The organism is Allopusillimonas ginsengisoli, from assembly GCF_004153455.1.
Taxonomy (GTDB): domain Bacteria; phylum Pseudomonadota; class Gammaproteobacteria; order Burkholderiales; family Burkholderiaceae_B; genus Allopusillimonas; species Allopusillimonas ginsengisoli.
In genome coordinates this window covers 298,421-320,003 of sequence record NZ_SDQE01000002.1, presented here as the reverse complement: position 1 = coordinate 320,003, position 21,583 = coordinate 298,421, and the positions used below count along the sequence as shown (strand labels likewise).

16 protein-coding genes and 1 pseudogene are annotated in these 21,583 nt (G+C 55.6%); 15 read left to right on the top strand and 2 right to left on the bottom strand.

Going from position 1 to position 21,583, the window contains the following annotated elements; genetic code table 11:
* Nucleotides 1-8 precede the first annotated feature (8 nt).
* From ERE07_RS06440 to ERE07_RS06395, 10 genes and pseudogenes are all read left to right on the top strand, one after another.
* Nucleotides 9-1,109, top strand: coding sequence for an efflux RND transporter periplasmic adaptor subunit (locus ERE07_RS06440; protein ID WP_130007988.1), 1,101 nt, complete (start codon nucleotides 9-11; stop codon nucleotides 1,107-1,109).
* A gap of 12 nt (nucleotides 1,110-1,121) precedes the next feature.
* Entirely contained in the window at nucleotides 1,122-4,172 is a 3,051-nt protein-coding gene (locus tag ERE07_RS06435; RefSeq protein ID WP_130007987.1) for an efflux RND transporter permease subunit, read from the top strand.
* 383 nt (nucleotides 4,173-4,555) lie between these two features.
* Nucleotides 4,556-5,275: pseudogene (locus ERE07_RS21630) on the top strand (transposase); the annotation flags it as partial.
* Nucleotides 5,276-5,636: 361 nt separating this feature from the next.
* A complete protein-coding gene (locus ERE07_RS06425; RefSeq protein WP_130007986.1) occupies nucleotides 5,637-6,152 on the top strand; it encodes an Lrp/AsnC ligand binding domain-containing protein in 516 nt (171 codons plus the stop codon).
* Between the two features lie 42 nt (nucleotides 6,153-6,194).
* The gene (locus ERE07_RS06420) at nucleotides 6,195-7,136 is read left to right on the top strand and encodes an ABC transporter permease (RefSeq protein ID WP_130007985.1); all 942 of its coding nucleotides are present in this window, start codon (nucleotides 6,195-6,197) and stop codon (nucleotides 7,134-7,136) included.
* Nucleotides 7,137-7,144: 8 nt separating this feature from the next.
* Nucleotides 7,145-8,071 (top strand): ABC transporter permease, encoded by a 927-nt coding sequence (locus ERE07_RS06415; RefSeq protein ID WP_130007984.1) that lies wholly within the window; start codon nucleotides 7,145-7,147, stop codon nucleotides 8,069-8,071.
* Nucleotides 8,068-9,759 carry an ABC transporter ATP-binding protein gene (locus tag ERE07_RS06410; RefSeq protein ID WP_245153503.1) on the top strand — a complete coding sequence of 564 codons (1,692 nt, stop codon included), beginning with the start codon at nucleotides 8,068-8,070 and terminating at the stop codon, nucleotides 9,757-9,759. Before ERE07_RS06415 ends, ERE07_RS06410 begins: the two co-directional genes overlap by 4 nt.
* A 32-nt stretch (nucleotides 9,760-9,791) precedes the next feature.
* Complete coding sequence (locus ERE07_RS06405; RefSeq protein WP_130007983.1) at nucleotides 9,792-11,393, top strand: ABC transporter substrate-binding protein; 1,602 nt, start codon at nucleotides 9,792-9,794, stop codon at nucleotides 11,391-11,393.
* Between the two features lie 56 nt (nucleotides 11,394-11,449).
* A complete protein-coding gene (locus ERE07_RS06400) occupies nucleotides 11,450-12,397 on the top strand; it encodes an aminotransferase class IV (RefSeq protein ID WP_130007982.1) in 948 nt (315 codons plus the stop codon).
* A 52-nt stretch (nucleotides 12,398-12,449) separates the two neighbouring features.
* Nucleotides 12,450-13,931 carry a M81 family metallopeptidase gene (locus tag ERE07_RS06395; protein WP_167670758.1) on the top strand — a complete coding sequence of 494 codons (1,482 nt, stop codon included), beginning with the start codon at nucleotides 12,450-12,452 and terminating at the stop codon, nucleotides 13,929-13,931.
* Nucleotides 13,932-13,997: 66 nt separating this feature from the next.
* On the opposite strand, the gene ERE07_RS06390 is transcribed toward ERE07_RS06395, so the two are convergent.
* Complete coding sequence (locus tag ERE07_RS06390) at nucleotides 13,998-15,074, bottom strand: hypothetical protein (RefSeq protein WP_130007980.1); 1,077 nt, start codon at nucleotides 15,072-15,074, stop codon at nucleotides 13,998-14,000.
* Nucleotides 15,075-15,462: 388 nt separating this feature from the next.
* On the opposite strand from ERE07_RS06390, the gene dnaQ reads away from it, so the two are divergent.
* A complete protein-coding gene (gene dnaQ / locus ERE07_RS06385; RefSeq protein WP_130007979.1) occupies nucleotides 15,463-16,182 on the top strand; it encodes a DNA polymerase III subunit epsilon in 720 nt (239 codons plus the stop codon).
* Here the strand turns inward: dnaQ and ERE07_RS06380 are convergent.
* Nucleotides 16,177-17,172, bottom strand: coding sequence for a LysR family transcriptional regulator (locus ERE07_RS06380; RefSeq protein WP_130007978.1), 996 nt, complete (start codon nucleotides 17,170-17,172; stop codon nucleotides 16,177-16,179). The two genes, dnaQ and ERE07_RS06380, sit on opposite strands and share 6 nt — an antisense overlap.
* A gap of 162 nt (nucleotides 17,173-17,334) precedes the next feature.
* On the opposite strand from ERE07_RS06380, the gene ERE07_RS06375 reads away from it, so the two are divergent.
* Genes ERE07_RS06375 through ERE07_RS06360 form a run of 4 tightly spaced genes read left to right on the top strand, consistent with a single transcriptional unit; the run spans nucleotide 17,335 to nucleotide 21,581 of the window.
* Complete coding sequence (locus ERE07_RS06375; RefSeq protein WP_130007977.1) at nucleotides 17,335-18,579, top strand: NAD(P)/FAD-dependent oxidoreductase; 1,245 nt, start codon at nucleotides 17,335-17,337, stop codon at nucleotides 18,577-18,579.
* A gap of 11 nt (nucleotides 18,580-18,590) precedes the next feature.
* Entirely contained in the window at nucleotides 18,591-19,673 is a 1,083-nt protein-coding gene (locus ERE07_RS06370; RefSeq protein ID WP_130007976.1) for an ABC transporter substrate-binding protein, read from the top strand.
* Nucleotides 19,655-20,716 carry an ABC transporter ATP-binding protein gene (locus tag ERE07_RS06365; RefSeq protein ID WP_130007975.1) on the top strand — a complete coding sequence of 354 codons (1,062 nt, stop codon included), beginning with the start codon at nucleotides 19,655-19,657 and terminating at the stop codon, nucleotides 20,714-20,716. The genes ERE07_RS06370 and ERE07_RS06365 overlap by 19 nt, the downstream gene beginning before the upstream one ends.
* Entirely contained in the window at nucleotides 20,709-21,581 is an 873-nt protein-coding gene (locus ERE07_RS06360) for an ABC transporter permease (protein WP_130007974.1), read from the top strand. The genes ERE07_RS06365 and ERE07_RS06360 overlap by 8 nt, the downstream gene beginning before the upstream one ends.
* Nucleotides 21,582-21,583 lie beyond the last annotated feature (2 nt).

The window sequence follows — 21,583 nt, the reverse complement described above, 5'->3', positions numbered from 1 at the left end:
AGGCCTGAATGACGCGCTCGGCTTGGGGTTTTGTCTTAATGCTTGTGGCGGGCGTTGCTTTGGGCGCCTATGGTGCGCAGTGGCTGGGCGACCGGCGTCCCGCAGCGCAGCAATCTGCAGCCGTTCCGAATACTGCCGCTGACGAGCCCGTAAAGTCACGTGTCGAGGCCGTTACGGTCGAAGCCGTGACCCTGCCGCGCAGTATTTCTGCCGTCGGAAGCCTGCGCTCCGAGAATTCCGTCATGTTGCGTTCAGAAGTGAGCGGCCGCATTTCGGAACTCAACTTTCAGGAAGGCGGGCGGGTCGACAAAGGCCAAGTGCTGGTGCGCTTGGACGACAGCGTGGTGCGGGCCGAACTGCAGCAAGCGCAAGCCAATCTCAGTCTGGCCAGCAGCCAGTACAAGCGCGCGCAAGCGTTGACCAAGCAGGGGTTTATCAGCAAGCAGGCGCGCGACGAAGCGGCCAGCCAATTCAAGGTACAGCAGGCCGCTGCCGCGCTCGCCCGGGCCCATCTGGACAAAACCGTTATTGTGTCGCCCTTTGATGGCCTGATCGGCTTGCGCAACGTGTCTGTCGGCGACTATGTCAGTCCGGGCAGCGATCTTGTACCGATCGAATCCATTGATCCGCTCAAGGTGGATTTCCGCATTCCCGAGCAATACTTCGGGCAGGTCAAAGTTGGCCAGCAACTGACGCTCAGCTTTGATGCGCTGCCCAACGCGGTGCGCCAGGGCGAGGTCGGGGCCATCAGCCCGCTCGTCGATGTCGGCGGGCGTTCCATCCTGTTGCGTGCCAATGTACCGAATGCGGATGCTACCCTGCGCCCAGGCATGTTTGCGCGGGTGCGCCTGCAGTTTGCCGATGACCACACCTTGGTGGTTCCGGAAACGGCGCTGGCGCCCTCGGGCGATGAGCAGTATGTATACCGCGTCAATCAAGGGGTTGTCGAACGCGTCGTGGTTCGCATCGGCTTGCGCCAGGCGGGTAGGGTAGAGGTACTCGACGGGTTGAAGGCGGGAGACCTTGTGGTGACCTCGGGGCTGCAGAAAGTGTCTGCGGGTCAGGAAGTCGACGTCGTGGCGCCTGTGGCGCCTGCGGCAAACTCCTGAGGGCGCACTGGCATGGTTATCTCGGAAATCTGTATCAAACGGCCCGTTTTCGCAACGGTTTTGTCGTTGATCATTCTGCTGATAGGCCTCATATCCTATGAACGCCTGACCGTGCGCGAATACCCCGCCATCGACGAGCCCGTGGTCTCTGTTCGCACCGATTACAAAGGCGCTTCGCCCGAAGTCATTGAGTCTCAGGTCACCAAGCCGCTGGAAGATCAACTGTCGGGCATCGAGGGCGTGGATGTCATGACATCGCGCAGTCGTTCCGAAACCAGTTATATCAACGTTAAATTCAACCTGTCCCGCGATCCGGATTCCGCGGCGGCCGATGTGCGCGACAAGGTATCGCGGGCGCGCCGTTATCTGCCCGACGAGGTGGATGAGCCCATCATCAGCAAGGTCGAGGCCGATACGACTCCGATTATTTTCCTGTCTGTCACGACGGGCAATATGTCCACCATCGAAGCATCGGACTATATCAACCGTTATATCAAGACGCGGCTGTCCGTGCTGCCCGGCGCTGCCGAAGTACGCGTGTATGGCGAGCGCCTGCCGTCTATGCGCATCTATGTGGATCGCGCCAAGCTCGCGGCCTACGGCCTGATTGTGCAAGACGTAGAAAATGCCTTGCGAGCACAGAACGTGCTTATTCCTGCCGGTCGCATCGAATCGAAGCAGCGGGAATTCACCGTGATGTCGACCACGGATTTGCAGACGGTTCAGCAATTCAAGGAAGTGATTGTTTCCAACGTCAATGGATATCCCGTACGCATGAGCGACGTTGCGGATGTTCAGATCGGCGCACTGGATGATCGCGTGCTGGCTCGCATCAATGGCAAGTCCAGCCTGCTGATTGGCATCACCAAGCAATCCACTGCCAATCCGCTGGACTTGTCGCGCGTTGCCCGCACAGAGGTCGACGCCATCAACGAAAACCTGCCTTCGGGGATGCGGCTGGACATCACCTATGACACGTCTGTGTTCATTCAGGAATCCATACGCTCGGTGTATCACACCGTTGGCGAAGCCGTGCTGCTGGTCGTGCTGGTGATTTTCTTTTTCTTGCGCAGCGTGCGCGCCAGCCTGATCCCCATCGTCACGATTCCCGTGTCGCTGATCGGTGCGTTTGGGGTGATGTATTTTTTTGGATTCTCCATCAATACATTGACATTGCTGGCCATGGTGCTGGCCATCGGGCTTGTGGTGGATGATGCGATTGTGGTGCTGGAGAATATCTTTCGCCACATGGAAGAAGGCAAAACGCGGCTGGAGGCGGCCTTTCTGGGCTCGAAGGAGATAGGCTTTGCCGTGGTGGCCATGACCCTGACGCTTGTCACGGTCTACGCGCCATTGGCGTTCGCCACAGGGCGTACCGGCCGGCTGTTCATTGAGTTTGCCTTGACGCTTGCGGGTGCGGTGCTGGTGTCGGGCTTCATGGCCCTGACGCTGACACCCATGATGTGCTCAGTGCTGCTGCGGCACCAGAAAGGCCATGGCAGGGTGTACACCTTTATTGAAAGGCTGCTGGTGGCGCTCACCAATCGCTATCGAAACGGCCTGAAGCGCGCACTTCGGCATCGCATGCTGGTACTGCTACTCGGTCTGGTGGTGGCGCTGGGCAGCGGGATGTTGTTCAAAGTGGTCAAAAGCGAGCTGGCGCCGCTTGAAGACCGCGGTGTCATCTACGGCATGTTGACCGCGCCGGAAGGATCGACCATCGATTACATGCTGCATAGCATGGAAAAGGTGGAGCGCATCTACAGCACGATACCGGAGGCGGCGGCCAACCAGTCCATCATCGGATTTCCCACCATCACGGACGGCATCGCCATTTTGCGCTTGAAGCATTGGGATCAGCGCGACAAGAAGCAGCAAACCATCACACAGGAACTCAAGCCGCAGTTCGACCAACTGTCCGGCGTCAGGGCGTTCCCGACCAATCCTCCGTCGCTTGGTCAGCGCGCCACGTCTAAACCAGTGAACTTCATGATCATGAGTCAGGCCAGCTATCCCGAAATGGACAGACTGGTCAAGGTGTTTCTGGACGAGCTGCGCAGTTATCCTGGCTTGCAGAACGTCGATACCGATCTTCGCCTCAATACACCGGAGTTGCGCGTGATTGTTCAGCGCGACAAGCTTGCTGACGTGGGCGTTGACGTGGACGAAGTAGGGCGTACGCTGGAATCGATGCTTGGCGGGCGACAGGTCACGCGTTTCAGGGATAGCGGTGAGCAGTATGACGTGATCGTTCAGGTCAGGAAAACAGACAGGGCCGACCCTGCCGACATTTCGGATATCTTCGTTCGTACCCGCGACGGCACCATGGTTCAACTGTCGAATTTTGTGCAGGTGGTCGAAAGTGTTTCGCCGCAATCGCTCAATCACTTTAATCGCTTGCGAGCGGTCAAGGTGGAAGCGGCGATCGCACCCGGCTACGCGCTGGGCGAAGTCCTTGAACACATGGATCAGGTTGCGCGCGATGTGCTCCCGGCAACCGTGCAGACCGATCTGGATGGCCAGTCGCGTGAGTATCGCGATTCCTCGGGTGGCATCTATCTGGTGTTTGCGATGGCGCTGGCGTTCATTTACCTGGTGTTGGCGGCACAGTTCGAGAGTTGGCGCAATCCGCTCATCATCATGCTTTCAGTGCCGCTGTCCATGACAGGTGCGTTGCTTGCCTTGTATCTGTCCGGAGGTACATTGTCCATCTACAGCCAGATCGGGTTGATTACCCTGGTCGGGCTGATCACCAAGCATGGCATCCTGATCTGCGAGTTCGCCAATCAACTGCGGGCAGAGGGTGCTGAAATGATGGAGGCGGTTGTTCAGGCCAGCGTGATGCGTCTGCGGCCCATCCTGATGACGACCGGCGCCATGGTGCTGGGCGTGCTGCCGCTAGCCTATGCGACGGGCGCAGGCGCTGAATCTCGTCAACAGATTGGCTGGGTTCTGGTCGGTGGGCTCGCATTGGGCACCATACTCACGCTGTTTGTCGTGCCGGTGGCCTATACCTTGATCGCCAGCAAAGCCAGGCCCACGGCGAGCACCAGCGACGTTTGAGGCAGGGCAGGCGTGCGCGATGCCAGACGCTGTATGCCAAGTATCTTCGTTGCTCGGGCCTGCCCGAAACTTTGAACGGCGCGGCGACGCCCCGCTTGTGCAGCGGTGTTTACAATGGCATCTGCATGCCGCGCCATCGACGCGGCCGTATTTTGAGTTTTGTTTCTTGGATAAGCCATGCGTCAGATCATGACGTTCTATATAGTTAGAAGGTATGTCAACAGCGACTGATTGAGCGATTTTTCCTCTGTGCTGCACCTTTAGATGGTTGTAAGATTGCATGGGTTGAGACGTGTTTTGTAAACCATAGCTATCATACAAGCCCAACCGTTTACATTTTCCCGCTTGTCGCTGGGCAGGCGGCAAGCCAGGCACGTTGCGTGATGACCTGCTACAGGCTAGGACGCTGCTATTCCTTCAACCTGGATGATCACGTGTCTCGGTCCCATTTGTTGCGCGGCATTGGTCGCTTTTTTTGGCCTGGGTGACTTGCGCAAGCATCTCGCCCCTTTTTATAGCCACACGGGTCGGCCTTCGATTGATGCGGAGTTGATGGTGCGTATGCTGCTCTTGGGTTACTGCTTTGGCATTCGCTCTGAACGCCGACTATGCGAAGAGGTGCACCCGAACCTGGCGTATCGTTGGTTCTGTCGCCTGGGGCTGGAAGATGCAGTGCCCGACCATTCAGCCTTTTCAAAGAATCGACATGGTCGCTTTCGCGATAGTGAGACGTTACGCCATGTGTTCGAATCCGTCCTGCGCCGGTGCATGATCGAAGGCCTTGTGGCAGGTGAAGGGTTTGCTATTGATGCCAGCGTCATCAAGGCTGATGCCAACCGAGCACGTGGCATTCCCGGCACTGAAGTCATCGACTGGCGCCAAGGCGACCGACAAAGCCGTGCCGTGCGCGAATATCTCGAAGCGTTGGAAGAGAACAATCCAAGCGATGACAACATCTGCGCTTCATCAGAGTCGACAACACCCGCGAAGAATATTTCGCTGACCGATCGGCCGCACGCTCGACGGCCGCCCCAGGCGATCCGGCTTTCTATGCCTTTTCGACCAACTATCTGATAGACCTGCAAGCGGGCATTATTGTGGATGGTCGCAGTTATGGCTGCCTCAGCCCAATGATCTGTTTAGCCCGTTCAATGAAGGCCATGCCCACCATTTTCCAACCGACTTGAAACGGTCGTGCCTGCTTCTTGGCAACTATTGTTTTATTTTTGCAGTTGCAATACGGCTGTCGGGGCTGAGACAAACGAGCCAAGCACCCCTACCCTTCCGGCTATGGATCCTGTAATTATTATAAAAGGCAGTTAAACTAACTGCTAAAATGGCGATTTGTAGCATAGGTGCTAACACCTATATTGTTTTTGTAGATACATTCATATACTAAAGGTTGTAAAGAAGACTGGCCATGAAGACCACAGTGGTCACGGCATGGACATACCGGAGTAGCCAATGACTCGCCATCCGCCAAATATTCGACAGGTCGCTAATGAGCGCAACAAGCGAGAGCTCGATGCCATCGACAGAAAGATTTTGAAGCTGCTACAGGAAAACGGCCGCGCCACCAACCAATGGCTTTCCAAGCAGGTCGATCTAAGCCCCACGCCTTGCCTCGAGCGAGTACGGCGACTGGAGAGCGAAGGCTTCATTCATGGCTACCGCGCTGTGGTTCAACCCGATATGGTCGGCTACCCGATGTTGATCTTCGCCTTGATTTCGTTCGATCGCGCCATAGACGGTGTGTACGAGAAATTTAGCGAAGCCATTTCACAGATCAAAGAGATTGTCGAGTGCCACATGGTCACCGGCGATGTCGATTTCGTCATGAAGATCCGCGTCGAAGATATCAATGCGTTCCGCCACCTGCTTGAGGACAAGATTCTGAGGTTGCCGGGGGTGCGTATCACTCATTCATACGTTGCCATGCACGAGGCCAAAGCGGGCGGCATAGCGCCGATCCCTGACTAGCGGCGTGCCCAGACATCTAACACCGTTGTCGGAGTAGACAAAATGCTGTCATTCATCGCAAAACGATTAATCGCAACAATTCCAGTGATGCTAATGGTTGCCATCGTCGTGTTTGCCATTCTTCGGCTAACGCCAGGTGATCCCGCAGCGCTGCTTGCCGGAGACTTGGCGACCCCCGATCAGCTACGACAGATACGCCATAGTATGGGCCTGGACGAGCCCCTGTACATACAGTTCGTGCATTGGATAGTGCAACTGCTGCAGGGAAACCTGGGGGTCTCCCTCATATCAGACGTCCCTGTCACGGAAATGATTGTGAACCGTATCGGACCAACCCTTTCCATCTCCACCTTCACCATCATATTCAGCGTTCTTGTGGCGGTACCTCTGGGGACGATTGCTGCATGGCGTCGCGGAAAACTACTAGACCGGGCGGTCATGTCATTCTCGGTGCTTGGGTTTTCAGTGCCCGCCTTCGTTGTCGCCTACGCTCTGATCTTCGTCGTCTCGATCAATCTTCAGTGGCTGCCAGTGCAGGGCTATAAGCCGCTTTCGGAAGGATTCTGGCCCTATTTTCAGCGGCTCATCTTGCCAACCATGACCCTGAGCACTGTCTATGTTGCCCTGATCGCTCGAATCACGCGGACCAGCATCATCGAAGTTTTGGGTGAAGATTACATTCGCACCGCAAGGGCAAAAGGACTGAAAGAGCGTGCCGTCGTTATGCAACACGCTTTGGGCAACGCGGCGGTACCCATCATCACCATCATAGGCATAGGCGTCAGCATGCTGATCGGCGGCGTGGTGGTTACCGAGTCCGTGTTCAACCTGCCCGGCCTTGGACGCCTGGTTGTCGAGGCGGTCCTCGCCCGCGACTATCCGGTCATTCAAGGGCTGATCCTGCTGTTTTCGTTCGTCTACATCCTTATCAATCTCGTCGTAGATATCCTCTACTGCGTGGTCGATCCAAGGATCAGGTATTAAGGCCAGCCATGACTTCTGCATCCCACAGCAAAACCAGTTTGCAAGCTACGCCTTCCGACCTCAATGGCTACGAAGAGATTTCATCACGCCCCACGAGCCTGCTGGAACATTTTCGTCAGTTGTTCAGCAGTGGCCCAACGCTACTGGCGTTTGTCATTCTTCTTCTGATTGTCGCCATCGCGATCTTCGCGCCGCTGCTGGGCACTACCGACCCGCTTGCGCTCGATCCGGCGCAACGGCTTTCTCACGCTTCGTCGGTGCACTGGTTCGGTACTGACGCCTTCGGTAGGGATGTCTACTCTCGGGTCGTCTATGGCTCCAGAGTCTCCCTCATTGTGGGCCTGGGGGCTGCCATGACGGCAGTAGTGGCCGGCCTGTTCATCGGCGTGATCGTTGGTTACTTCCCATGGGTAGACGCGATCATCATGCGTCTCATGGACGGCATCATGGCCATCCCCGGCGTACTGCTGGCTATTGCACTGGTTTCATTAAGCGGCGCAAGCCTCGTGACAGTCATGGTGGCAATTACCATCCCCGAGATCCCGCGGGTGGTGCGTCTGGTTCGCGGCACGATTCTGACGGTAAGACACGAACCCTATGTAGAAGCCGCGCTAACGCTAGGCACCAGCCTGCCAGTGCTTTTATGGCGACATCTGGTGCCCGCGGCAACCGCCCCTCTTATCGTGCAAGGTACTTACGTTTTTGCATCCGCGATCCTCACGGAAGCCATCCTGAGCTTCCTGGGTGCCGGACTGCCACCAGAGACGTCCTCATGGGGCAACATCATGGCAGAAGGTCGAATGTATTTTCAGCTTAGCCCTAGCCTGATTCTTTATCCCGGTTTGTTTCTATCGCTAACCGTGCTTAGCGTGAACGTGCTCGGTGATGCGCTGCGCGACGCTCTCGATCCACGAATGGCAAGGAGGTTGAAGTGACGCATAAGGAACACGCAAACGTCGTAAACGGAGCAGTTACCGAAATAGTGCCTGTATTGTCGGTCAAGCAGCTGTCTATCCGTACCCGCGGTGAGCACATGCCCGTCGTGAAGGACTTGACCTTCAACGTGAAAGCCGGCGAGGTGGTTTGCATCGTCGGAGAGTCCGGCTCCGGAAAATCGGTAACCTCCCTGGCCATCATGGGGCTGTTACCGCGCAATGAACTCGTCGTCGAGGCCGGAGAGGCTCTTGTCCAGGGCCAGAATGTTTTGGCGGCGACTGACGAACAGCTGCGCCGTATGCGTGCCGCCCAGATGTCCATGGTGTTTCAAGAGCCCATGACGGCCCTGAATCCGATCCAGACAGCAGGCTCGCAGATCGAGGAAGTTCTACGCCTGCATACCGACCTTGGCGCCGCCGAAAGGCGCCAGCGCGTGCTCGATATGCTGGCTTCAGTACATTTGCCAGACTGCGAACGTATCTATGCCTCGTATCCACATCAGCTTTCTGGGGGACAGCGGCAACGTATCGTCATCGCGATGGCGCTGATATTGCGGCCAAAGCTGCTGATTGCCGATGAACCGACAACGGCCCTGGACGTTACGACGCAAAAGCAGATCTTGGCGCTGGTAAGAGAGCTTCAACAACAGCAGAACACAGCAGTGCTGTTCATTACACACGACTTCGGCGTGGTCGCCGAGATCGCCGACCGAATAGTCGTCATGCGAAGAGGCAGGATCGTCGAAACAGGTACCCGTACTGATATTCTCACCCGACCCGCCGACCCTTACACGCGCCACTTGGTTACCTCGGTGCCCAGTCTCGTACCTGTCGAACGCGTACCATTGACCGGCGAGCCTGTCCTGGACGTCGTCTCATTAAGCAAAACCTATACACGAAAACGCCTGTTCGGCACCGGCAGTTCCGTTACCGCGGCGCAAGATATCAACCTTGGACTACAACGCGCCGAAGTTGCGGGCATCGTGGGGGAATCCGGTTCCGGAAAATCGACAGTCGCACGTTGCATCATGCATCTGATTCACCCGACGTCCGGTCAGATCTCCCTTGGCGGAATGGACATCTCTCGCTATTCCCGGCGCGAACTCGGTCCCCTGCGGCGGCGCATTCAGGTGGTATTCCAAGACCCCTACCGATCGCTGAATCCCAGGATTCGCATCCGCGACTCCATGATTGAAGGGCTTACGAACTTTGGCATGGCGCGCCCCGAGGCGGAGGCGAAGGCCATTGAAATGCTCGAATTCGTCGGGCTGGAGGCGGACGCCATGCAGCGCTACCCCCATCAATTCTCGGGAGGGCAGCGCCAACGAATATGTATTGCGCGAGCACTGTCGCTGGAGCCGGACATCCTGGTAGCAGATGAGGCGGTATCCGCCCTGGACGTATCGGTACAAGCCCAGGTTCTGCGCTTGTTGGACGATATCCGCGAGCGTACAGGCATCGCCATTCTTTTCATAACGCATGATCTTCGCGTCGCCGCACAGATCTGCGACACCATCATCGTCATGCAGCAAGGACGCATCGTGGAACAAGGATCCGCTCTGGATATTCTTAGCCACCCACAAGCCATCTACACCCGCTCGCTGCTGGCGGCGGCCCCTGGACGCAATTGGGACTTCAAGAACTTGCGCGTCCTCGACGATAAGCAGGCTCGTGCCATTGCCTCGTAGCAGCGATAAAAGCCAACTTCTAGGAGAGTAGCATGCCACCCAAACCGCAGCCTTTATCTATCTTACGATTAGTCCAGTCTTTCTTGTCCGCCGCACCCGTCGCCGTCGCTTGTCTGGCGGCACCAAGCGCCTCGGCGCAAACGATCACCGCAGTGATGCAGTCCGGCCTTCGCATGTTGGATCCTGCGATCACCACGATCAGCATGTCGACCTACCACGGTTATATGATCTATGACACGCTGCTGTCGCTGGATTCAAACTATAAGGTCCAGCCGCAAATGGCGGACTGGGAAGAGTCCGCCGACGGCAAAGTCTACACGTTTACCTTACGAGACGGACTGAAGTGGCATGACGGCGCGCCTGTTACCTCCGAGGACTGCATTGCGTCCATCAAGCGCTGGGCGCAACAGGACAAAATTGGGCAGATGCTGATGCCTATGGTTTCGGCCATGAATGTTCTCGATGAAAAACGCTTCGAGATCGTCGTGACCGATCCCACCCCGCTGGTGCTGCAAGGCTTGTCCAAGGTAGGCGGGCCTGTGCCCGTCATGATGCCCAAGCGGATGGCCGAGACGCCCTCCACAGAAGCGGTTAAAGAGCACATAGGCTCTGGTCCCTTCAAGTTCATCGCCAACGAGTTCCGACCCAACACCAAGGTTGTCTACGAGAGAAACACCGATTACATTCCCCGTTCCGAGCCCCCAAGCTGGACGGCCGGCGGCAAAGTCGTGAAGGTCGACCGTGTGGAATGGGTCACGATGCCGGATCAGATGACAGCGGTCAACGCACTGATGAACAACGAAATCGACTACATGGAGGTCATGCCATTCGACTTGCTGCCTGTGGTTCAACAGAACGAAGATATTCAGGTTCAACTGATCGGAAAGCTGGGCTACCAATCCGTGTATCGATTCAATTTCACGCAACCGCCCTTCAATGACAAGTTGCTGCGGAAGGCCGCGATGCACGCCATCGGGCAGCAAGGCGTCATGACGGCTGTAGTCGGCAATCCTGAGTATTTTCAAACTTGCGGCGCAGTGTTTGGATGTCGCGGACCTTTTGCATTTACGGACGATACCGACTGGATCATCAAGCCTAATGTAGAGAAGGCCAAAGCTTTGCTGAAGGAAGCGAATTACGACGGCGCTCCGGTAGTACTTCTTCATGCCACCGACAACCCGCTCTTGTCTGCCCAACCCGTCGTCATGGCGCAAGATTTGCGAAAAGCGGGATTCAAGGTGGAAATGCAATCCATGGATTGGCAGACACTTGCATCGCGACGGACGAGCACCAAGCCTGTGGGCGAAGGCGGATGGAACATATTCGTAACGAGCTGGCCCCTGACCGACATGCTGGACCCGCTGCGTTACCCCGCTGTTGCCGCCAATGGCCCCAAAGCGTGGTTTGGATGGCCAGACTTTCCGGAGATCGAAGAACTACGCGACAAGTTCTCACTTACCACCGACTCCGCAGAACAGAAATCACTGGTCCACCGGTTACAGGAGATCATCCTGGACGAAGGGGTCATCGTTCCGCTGGGCGAATATCAAGTCCCGTCCGCGTACAGCAAGAAGCTTAGTGGCGTCATCGACGCTCCGGTATATCTGTTCTGGAATATCGAGAAAGCCAAGTAACAAACAGGGCGCTGGAGCCGCTGCAGCGCCCACCTTACCGATATGGTTGAATCACTATGCCGAATACAAATTACCTACAGATTGCGGACGATGAGGCGTCCACCACCATTTCCCAGTCCGTCGCAACCGAAGGGGTCGGATTCGTAGACGGAAAAATTGTGCCCATAGCAGAAGCTAGAATACCTATTCTGGACCGGGGGTTTATTCATTCGGATGCCACTTATGACGTGGTTCACGTATGGGAAAACCATTTCTTCCGGCTGGACGATCACTTAGATCGCTTCATGAACGGCATTGATCGGTTGCACATGTCCATCGACTATACGCGGGAGGACATCAAAAAAATTCTTGCCCGCTGTGTCGTGGCGTCGGGATTAAAGAGCGCTTACGTAGAAATGATCTGCACGCGCGGAGTTCCCGATGGCAACTCGCGAGACCCTCGCCGCTGCACTAACGCATTCTATGCCTTCGTCGTACCCTTCTCATGGGTTGCTACGCCTGAAGAACAAAAGAAAGGCGTCCGGCTGCATATCAGCAAGGTTGAACGAATCTCGCCGCAATCTGTGGATCCTACCATCAAGAACTACCATTGGCTGGATCTCGTGCGTGGTCAGTATGACGCTTTCGACGCCGATGCCGACCTGGCGGTCCTTACCGATCGACATGGCAATATCGTGGAAGGGGCCGGCTTCAACGTGTTTACCGTTAAAGGAGACACGGTGGCCACGCCGGGCACAGGCGTCCTTAAAGGCATAACCCGCAAAACGGCAATCGAGCTCTGCGCCCAGTTAGGGCTAGCGGTACAAGAACGCGACGTGCCTACAGCGGACGTTTTGTCGGCAGACGAAGTCTTCCTTACCACCACCGCCGGTGGGATCATACCCGTCCGCTACGTGAATGATCGCAAGATCGGTAACGGAGGATCCACGACCTCATTACGCCTCAGAGACCTCTACTGGGAAGCTCACCGCGACCCGCGCCTCAGCGTACCGGTATCTGTGTGAGGAACTGTCAGCACTTAAAGCCCCTTTGGATAAGCAAAACCAGGAGAAAGAAATGAAGATTGCGGTCGGTGGCATACTTTTCGAGGGAAATACTTTCACGTTGAGCAAAACGACGATTCAGGCCTTCCACGATACCTACTACTTTGAAGGCGGAGATATGCTTTCGTCGCTGCGCGGCGGCGAGGTCGAGGTTTCCGGTGCCTTATCAGTGTTCGACGCGGCGGGTGCTGAAGTCCATCCCCTGATCGCTACGCATGGCGGTGCCGGCGGTATGGTTACACGGGAGTGTTTTGAAGAACTCAAGGAACGCCTTCTTGCCCAACTAGGGCAGGCCTCAGTAGACGGTGTTTACCTCGCACTGCATGGCGCAATGATCTGCGAGCAAACGGACAACGCCGAAGTAGAACTCTTGCAGGCTGTACGCGACCGAACCGGGGCGGTGCCGCTGGTCATTAGTTGCGATTTGCATGCCCATATCACGCCCGCGATGGTTGAGCTTTGCGACGCCATCGTAGGGTATCAACATTACCCACATGATGACGCCTTCGAAACCGGCGCACGAGCGGCCGGCCTTCTGATCAGTACGATATCCAAGGCGACCCCGTTGAAGCTGCACATGACCAAGCTGGCCATGCTGGTGTCGCCGACCATGGCTGGCACACGGAACAACACACCCATGCGTGAGGCGTACAAGGCTAGTCGCGCGTTGGAGGCGTTGCCAGGTGTTCTATCCGTAAGCTATTTTCCGTCCACCCCCTGGGCTGAGCGCAAGGATGGCGGCACTGCATTTGTCATGGTTTCCGACGGGAGTCTAGATTCACCGGAAACCTTGCTTAGTAAGGTAGTCACCGACTTATGGAAGGCACGAGATCGCTTTGAGGTCCAGTTGGTTACCCTGGACGAAGCACTAGAAGGGGGAAGAGCCGTCGCCGGCAAACCGGTTGTGCTGAGCGAGATGTCCGACGCAGTGGGTGCGGGCGCCGCCGGCGACAGTGCATACGTGCTGGACCAATACTTAAGCTCAGGCGCCAAGGAGAGCCTCCTTGTGCAGATCGTCGATTCGGATGTAGTGGAGCAAGCCAAATCACAGGGCGTCGGCGCTTTTATCGAATGTCGCATCGGCAATAAGATCGAAAACCGGCATGGCGGCCCCGTCACCTTATCGGCCCAGGTGATCAGCATGCCTGATGGCCGCTTCACGTACAAAGGTGGACCCATGGCAGGCGCACGCTCTACCGTCGGCCATGCAGCGGTCTTGCGCAGCGGCAACGTCACTATCCTCGTTACCAGCCGGTCTGCGTACGAGTATGCAGACGAGCAATATGCGGCTGCCGGCATAGACATCAGAGGTTTTAAGTTTGTCGTCGTGAAAAATCCAATGAACTACCGGCAAGCCTACTCATGGGCACCACGCCTGTATGCCCTGGATACCCCCGGAGCCGGTCGAGCGGACCTGCAGAAACTGAACTGGACCATCTGCGCTCGACCCTTCTACCCCCTGGACGACAGCGAAGAACCCCTTTATAGATATTAAGACTGCTACATGTCGTGCATGCAAACACCTGACGAGAGAGACATGAGCAAGATAGTTCGCTGCGGTTCAATCCAGACAGCCTTTCCGGGCGTGACCGTTTCTTCTAGCACAATTTTGAATTTTGGTTTTGGCTGACCGTGGGACTCTTCTCACTGTTATATGACTTTCGGTATTTAGGATTGCAACTTCTTTTCTTCGAGAGGTTTCATCTGTTGCTCGCGCTTGAGGCCGTGTACCGAGGCATTGTAGATAAACCGTTAGGCAATTTCCGCCATTTTGGCAATCTCTGCCTTCAACTGATCGTTCTTTTCCTGAAGTTTGGCTATTCGCTCCATGGCCTCCATCCGCTGCTTCGCCCAGGTCATTATCGAGATAGGTCAAGGTTTGCCGACTTGAAGTGCGACTGCTCCACGCCGTGATTACATCGATTGAGATTCCGCTTTGTTTCGCCAGCCGGTTGAGCAAGTGGCGTGGCGAGTGCGACTTGAGCTTGACCGGTTCAAAGCCATGGCGGGTGTAGAAGCAATAATGACACGGCTTTCCATTTTCTTTCGTTGATGCGCTCAGCCGCGCTGAATAGTAACTCGGGTCGAAGGGGGTGAGTAGGATGGGGCTAGTAGTCCATTCGGTCGAGAATTGGTAGCGCAGGCAGCAAAGCAGTGATTCGGACATTTTCAGAGGAGGAACCGCAGCAAACCCAACAGGCCCCTGGTATGGAAAATGAGGATTCAATCGCCGGATGGCTTCAATGGCCGTCTCCGCCATTGTTTCCGGTATTGGTTTGCGAGCAAAGGAGTTGATTTTGGGGACCCAGTATTTCAGGTAATACTGGGTCTTGCCGTCTTTGTCCTTGTCGCGGGCTAGACAATCGACTCTAAATTGTACGGTTTCCATGATGCGCATCTGCGCAGAGAGCAGAAGTGCGGTAATGCTGGTGACCAGCACATCGATGTCTTCAAGCGGGTGGAGATACCTGCGACTGAATACTTCCGCAATCGCGAGCAAAGCGTCCTGGTCTGGAACCTTTTTGTTTTTTACAGACTGTGGAGCAAAGGCTCCGCGCGTTTTCGAGTAGCTGCGGTCTCCCATGTATGGGTGTGTCCAGTAATAGGCGCTAGGGGTAACAATGGCATAGTCGGCCAAGAGCTTGCACCATACATTGAAATGTGCGAATCGAATATTTGCGTTGCTTGGCAAATAAAATAAGGTGATCTCGAAGCGAGCGCTGGGTCTCGGGTGCCAATACCTTGAAAGCGGAGTAATTCACACTCATCATGCCAATCCACTTTAATGAGTCCCCCTCCCAGAAGAGATCACCGTGTTTGAACTCCGGACGGTCAGTACGATCCAGATTTACATCGAGATTTAGTTGCTTATCCGATTCTTTCAGTGCGGTAGCTGTCATTATCCGGCCCTCTTGTCATTTGGTATTGGCTACTACAAGGGCAAGTTTCTGGGCTTCGGCCTCTGTGATATCTTAGAGGGCGATAGGGAAAATCGTTTAGGTAAGCATAAATGGAGTTTACAAAATATGACTAACAGGGTGGTAATTCTTGATACCGAAACCACCGGCCTGGATCCTTCCCAGGGGCATCGGGTTGTCGAACTCGCCTGCGTAGAAGTCGAAAACCGGACATTGACCGGACGGCATCTTCACTTGTATCTGAATCCCGACCGCGACAGCGATCCCGAAGCGCTGGCCGTGCATGGCCTGACCACAGAGTTTTTGTCTCAGCACCCTCGTTTCGAAGAAGTGGCGCAGCAACTGGTGGACTTCGTCAAGGATGCGGAGGTGATCATCCATAACGCGTCATTCGACACCAAGTTTCTGAATGCCGAGTTGGCCCGATGCAGGTTGCCCGAATTCGACAGGCTGTGCGGAAAAATCACCGACTCGCTGTTGCATGCGCGCGAGATTCACCCGGGCAAACGCAACTCGCTGGATGCTTTGTGCGAACGCTATGGCATCTCCAATGCGCATCGCACCCTGCACGGCGCCTTGCTTGATTCCGAGCTGCTGGCCGACGTATGGCTGGCCATGACGCGCGGGCAGGATGCGCTGTTGATGGATTTTCAGGAAGAACAGGGCAATGGCATTGATGGTGTCGAGATCGGACACGTAGACTTGTCGTCGCTCAAGGTCGTCATGGCCAGCGAGGCTGAACTGGCTGAACATGACGCGTACCTGGACGCGCTGGACAAAGCGGCGGGCCAGCCTTGCGTGTGGCGCGGAGAAGTCGTGGCCTCATGAGGCAGGCCAGGGCTTGTTCTGTGTCAGGAAGTTGAGCGGCTTGTTGCCTGCAAAACCGTGCTTTTCGTTGTCGGCGGCACTGCCGGTGCGAATCAAATCAACGAGCAGATCGGCAAGCAGCGACGCGCTGGGCGTGAGCGTGCGGTTTTTTATTTTGACCAATGCCCATTCGCCGAAACGATTGCGTGCCATGGGGATATTGAGCTTGACCACGTCATTGCTGCAGAACTTTTCCTCCATCATCAGATTGCTGCTGACAAAAAGAATATCTGATCCCGGGATCAGCCGGTTTATCAGTGCAATATCGTCGCATTCTATATTGACGGCAAAGGTGTCGTTATGCCCCAGGCCCATGCTCTGCTTGAGCTCGAGGAATACGGGTGTAGGCAGGCTCACAGACGCCAACGTATAGTCCAGTATTTCGGTCGGCGCAATCAGGCGCTGCGGGTCATCGGCGACCAAAGGATGGTTGCGGTCACAGAATAGGGCAAGCGTCAGCCCGCCTACCGGCGTGAAATCCAGCATCGGATCATCATCAATATTGCGGATATCAGCCATGAAAAAATCAATCTTGCCCGCGTGCAATTCTGTCAATAGATTGCCCCAGTGATTGATATTCAGGGTCAAGGATACCTTGGGGTAGCGTGTGTGGAATTCCCTGACGGCCGCATCCAGATAACACGTTGCGGGAAAAGGCCCCGATCCGACCGAGACGCCGCCCAAGGCACCGGTTTTCAGGTATTCGATGTTCTTCCTGAAATTGGTGGCCTCGGACCACAGATGCCGGGCATGGGCCAGAACATGGCGGCCTGACGGCGTGACCTCGACTTTGTTCGTCGTCCGTTCAAAGATCTGAATGCCTATTTCTTCTTCCAGCAAGGCAATGCTCTTGCTCAGGGCCGATTGGCTCAAGTGAACGTTGGCAGCCGCCTTGCTGAAGCTGAGCGTTTCGGCAAGCGCAATGATATGAGAGACCTGTTTCAGATTCATTATGAGTTTAACGAATTAATAGGCATTGTTTTTTTCATTTTACATATTAAGTGACTGCGGGCACATTAGGCACTGGAGAACACAGCGGGCAGAACAAAAGAATGACGTATTTCTGCCCATGAGCATTCATGCGCTTCGCACGAAGACAGCACAGGGAGCAATATGGAGCGGGTCAGCATTGTTGGTGCAGGCATAGTCGGTATATGCACGGCCGTGGCGCTGCAGCAGCGTGGCGTCGCGGTGCGGATCATCGACGAGCGGGATCCGGGAACCGGCGCCTCCTTTGGCAATGCGGGCCTGGTCAGCATAGACAGTTGCATTCCCATTGCGATGCCGGGCATGCTCAGGAACGTCCCCAAGTGGTTGTTCGACACGCAAGGGCCACTCAGTGTCCGCCCCGGCTATCTTCCTTACGCTTCGCCATGGTTGTTGAAATGGATCAGATCGGGAGCCAGCGAAAAGCACGTATCGCTTCTCTGTCGCGCACTCAGGCGACTTCACAAGGATGCCCTGGTCCACTATCGGAATCTGCTTGGAGCTAGGGGTTTCAATGAAGTGATACGGCTGAGCGGGCAATTGCACGTATGGGATACACCCAGAAAATCCGCGGGAGACCTCCTTGCCGACCGCCTGCGCGCGGAGCAGGGGGTGGTCGCGCGAGACCTGAGTGTTGAGGAAATTACCGAGCTGATGCCTGGCATGGCGCGCACAGTGCGCCGCGCACAGCTCTACGAAAACAATGGCTATGTTGCCACGCCTTATCAACTGGTGCAGCGTCTGTTCCAGCAATTTATCGATGGCGGGGGCGAGTTCCTGCAGCAAAGGGTCAATGGAATCAGCCCTCACTCAGATGGGGCAGGTTTTCGCATCATTACCAGTTGCAGCGATCTGCGCTCGAGCCGCGTCGTGATCTGTGCCGGCGCCTGGAGCAAAAGGCTGCTCAAGGGTTTGGGCATTGATATTCCACTTGAGACCGAGCGCGGCTACCACGTGTCTTTCGACAGCAGTGCACTGGATTTACCGATGCCTGTGATGCATAAAGAGCATGCGTTTGGCGTAACGCCCATGGGAGAAAGCATCCGGGTTGCTGGTTTTGTGGAAATTGCCGGCCTGGACGCTGAGCCGGACATGAGCCGGGAAGCAGCCCTTGTCGCGCATGCCAAGCGGCTGTTTCCCGCACTGGACACCAGTCGAAAAGACCGTTTCTGGCTGGGGTTTCGCCCCTCGACGCCAGACAGCCTGCCCATCCTCGGGGGGCTCGACAATATGCCCGGTTTGTTCTTGGGTTTTGGCCATGGCCATACCGGCATCACCGGCGCGCCTGTATCTGCCGAAATACTGGCAAACCTGATTACAGGTACCGCCAACACCATCGACGTTGCACCTTACGCTATAAATCGATTTTAGGAGACAGCATCATGAGCAAACAAAACAGATTGGTGACCAGCCCGGTTTCGCGGCGCTCGGTCCTGAAGCTGGCGGGCGCCACCTTGGCAGCCCCGATGTTCTGGGTAAAGAATGCGGAAGCGGCGCAAGAGCGGGTTGTGATCCGCTCTCCGGGTGGGGCCTACGACGACATCCGGAAAAAGCTTATCTATGAGCCCTTTGCCAAGGAAACCGGCATTCGTGTGATCCCGGTAGCGACGACGACGGGAAAGCTGGAGGCGATGCTGAAATCGGGCAATGTGGAGATCGATATCATCGACAACGATGACAGCGTGTTGCTGCAATGGGAAGACGAGCTCGCGCCGTTGAACTATGCGGGGTTCAAGTACACCGATCCGGACGATATTCTTCCAGAGTACAAGCACGACAACTATGTCGGGAATTTTGTATATGCGGATGTAATGGGGTACAACCTCGAAAAATTCAACCAGGGCTCCGTACCCGCAAATTGGGCCGATTTCTGGGATTACAAGCGCATTCCCGCAAGCAGGGCGCTGGCAGATATCGATACGGGCGCCCCGAATATCGAGTTTGCGTTGCTGGCCGATGGCGTCCCTATGGACAAGCTTTACCCGCTCGATCTTCCTCGTGCGTTCGCGTCCTTGTCGCGTATCAAACCGGCGATTGCCAAGTTCTGGTCATCCGGCGCGTTGTCAGTACAGATGCTGTCAACCCGAGAAGCCGACGTAAGCTCGGTGTGGAGCACACGCATTCTCAAAGGCATCGAAAGCGGATCGCCGCTGGCCATCAACTGGAATCAGCATGGGGTGCATGTGCAGGCATATTCCATACTCAAGAAGGCCAGGAATCAGGAAAATGCGCAGAAACTCATCGACTTCTGTCTCAGCCAGGAAGTGCAAAGCAAATTCAGTTCCTTATGGAATAGCGGGCCGGTCACCAAGACAGCTTATGAGGCGCTCACCCCCGATCTGCGTGAAAAGATTCCAGGCGGGGATCGCACGCGTGAGCATGGTTTTCTGCTGGATGCCAAATGGTGGGCCAAGAACCGTTCGGAAGTTGGTAAGGAGTGGGCAAAATGGGCACTGCAAGCGTGAGCAACGGCGGACGCATTCGATTCGCCGGCATTACCAAAAAGTACGGCGAACTGACCGTCGTTGATGACATCAACCTGGACATTGCGCCCGGCGAGTTCTTTTCCTTGCTGGGGCCGAGCGGGTCAGGCAAGACCACCACGCTGATGATGCTCGCCGGTTTTGCAATGCCCGATTCAGGTCAGATACTGCTGGATGAGGCGGACATCAGCTATCTGAGTCCGCAGCAGCGCAATCTAGGCATGGTGTTCCAGAACTATGCCTTGTTCCCGCACATGAGTGTGCTGGAAAATGTGATGTTTCCTTTGAAGGTCAGGAAATTTTCCGGCAAAGAATGTCTTGAACGGGCGCAGTGGGCTATTGATCTGGTGCGGTTGTCGTCGTTCGCCAAGCGTCTCCCCAAAGAATTGTCCGGTGGCCAGCAGCAACGTGTTGCGCTGGCCCGCGCCGTGGTGTTTCATCCCAGAGTCGTATTGATGGATGAACCCCTTGGCGCGCTGGACAAGAATCTGCGATATCAGATGCAGATGGAGATCAAGGAGCTGCAGCGCAAGCTGAACATGACGGTCGTCTTTGTGACGCACGATCAGGAAGAAGCCATGAATATGTCTGATCGCATCGCGATCATGAACAATGGCAGTATAGAGCAACTGGGCCGGCCAAAAGAAGTGTACGAGTCGCCGCGCAATGTCTTTGCCGCAGGCTTTCTTGGCGAGGCCAACATACTGCCTTATTCACGGCTTGCGGTTGATTATCGGCAGCGCATGGGCATGCAAGACGGCGACCATCTTTTCATTCGCCCCGAGCGAGTGGTGCTGGCGCCCCTGACCGGCACCATGAGCCAGAGCGACAGCGGGCTGACAGGATGCATCCGGAACGTTTCGTTCCTGGGCAGCATTGTCAGGTATCAGATTGGCCTGGATGATGAGTTCAGCATATATGCCGACTCAGCCAACTTATCTGATATGCGTTCCTTTGATGTGGGCGACTCTGTAGCCATAGGCTGGAAGCAAGCCTCGGATATAAGGATTATCAATCATGGCTGACCTTGCCTTGCCGCGCGAGGGCGCGCTGAGCGCACAACGGCCTTCGTCGGGCACCGACCGGTTGATCTATCCCGTTCTGGGCTTTCTTCTTTTGTTCTTCGTGCTGCCCATTGCATGGTTCTTCATCAAATCGGCGATCGATTTCGAAGGCAACTTCGCAGCGATGCTGTACGAGACTTTTACCTCGTCGCTGTTTGTGACCGTTGCCTGGAAAACCGTATGGATATCGTTCGTGGTGACGCTGCTGGCTCTGTTGGCGGGCTATCCCATCGCCTACACGCTGGCCAGATCGCATTCACTCAAGTTCACATTGATCATCATCTGCGTCATTGTGCCGTACTTCACGTCCATTATTGTCAGAACCTATTCGTGGATGATTATTCTGGGCACAAAAGGCGTCATCAATGAGTTCTTGATGTATATCGGCCTGATCGAGAAGCCGCTCAATCTGATGTACAACATGACCGGCGTCGTGATCGGCATGACGTACGTCTTGCTTCCATACTTTGTGCTGACTCTGTTTTCAACAATGAAGGGCATCGACATGTGGCTCATGCAGGCAGGACGAAGCATGGGGGCGTCGAATTTCTATGTCTTTCGCCGGGTGTTCTTCCCGCTTAGCATGCCTGGCATCGTCTCCGGCTTTCTGATTGTCTACATTCTGGCCGTCGGGTTTTTCATCACCCCTGCGCTGATGGGCGGCCCGAGCGATGTCATGATGGCCATGCTCATACAGCGCAATATCGAAGTCACCATGAACTGGCCGCTCGCCTCGGCGTTATCGCTGTTTCTGCTGCTCATCACCCTGGTGATCTACGCGATTTATTGCCGGTACACCGACCTGGACAAGATGCTGGGCAAATAGGA

Bases quoted from the DNA above. Each gene is read 5' to 3' on its own strand.
- ERE07_RS06425 (WP_130007986.1), top strand. From the start codon at position 5,637: ATGACTCGCCATCCGCCAAATATTCGACAGGTCGCTAATGAGCGCAAC.
- ERE07_RS06360 (WP_130007974.1), top strand. From the start codon at position 20,709: ATGGCTGACCTTGCCTTGCCGCGCGAGGGCGCGCTGAGCGCACAACGG.
- ERE07_RS06420 (WP_130007985.1), top strand. From the start codon at position 6,195: ATGCTGTCATTCATCGCAAAACGATTAATCGCAACAATTCCAGTGATG.
- ERE07_RS06405 (WP_130007983.1), top strand. From the start codon at position 9,792: ATGCCACCCAAACCGCAGCCTTTATCTATCTTACGATTAGTCCAGTCT.
- ERE07_RS06375 (WP_130007977.1), top strand. From the start codon at position 17,335: ATGGAGCGGGTCAGCATTGTTGGTGCAGGCATAGTCGGTATATGCACG.
- ERE07_RS06415 (WP_130007984.1), top strand. From the start codon at position 7,145: ATGACTTCTGCATCCCACAGCAAAACCAGTTTGCAAGCTACGCCTTCC.
- ERE07_RS06440 (WP_130007988.1), top strand. From the start codon at position 9: ATGACGCGCTCGGCTTGGGGTTTTGTCTTAATGCTTGTGGCGGGCGTT.
- ERE07_RS06380 (WP_130007978.1), bottom strand. From the start codon at position 17,172: ATGAATCTGAAACAGGTCTCTCATATCATTGCGCTTGCCGAAACGCTC.
- ERE07_RS06365 (WP_130007975.1), top strand. From the start codon at position 19,655: ATGGGCACTGCAAGCGTGAGCAACGGCGGACGCATTCGATTCGCCGGC.
- ERE07_RS06400 (WP_130007982.1), top strand. From the start codon at position 11,450: ATGCCGAATACAAATTACCTACAGATTGCGGACGATGAGGCGTCCACC.
- dnaQ (WP_130007979.1), top strand. From the start codon at position 15,463: ATGACTAACAGGGTGGTAATTCTTGATACCGAAACCACCGGCCTGGAT.
- ERE07_RS06395 (WP_167670758.1), top strand. From the start codon at position 12,450: ATGAAGATTGCGGTCGGTGGCATACTTTTCGAGGGAAATACTTTCACG.
- ERE07_RS06435 (WP_130007987.1), top strand. From the start codon at position 1,122: ATGGTTATCTCGGAAATCTGTATCAAACGGCCCGTTTTCGCAACGGTT.
- ERE07_RS06370 (WP_130007976.1), top strand. From the start codon at position 18,591: ATGAGCAAACAAAACAGATTGGTGACCAGCCCGGTTTCGCGGCGCTCG.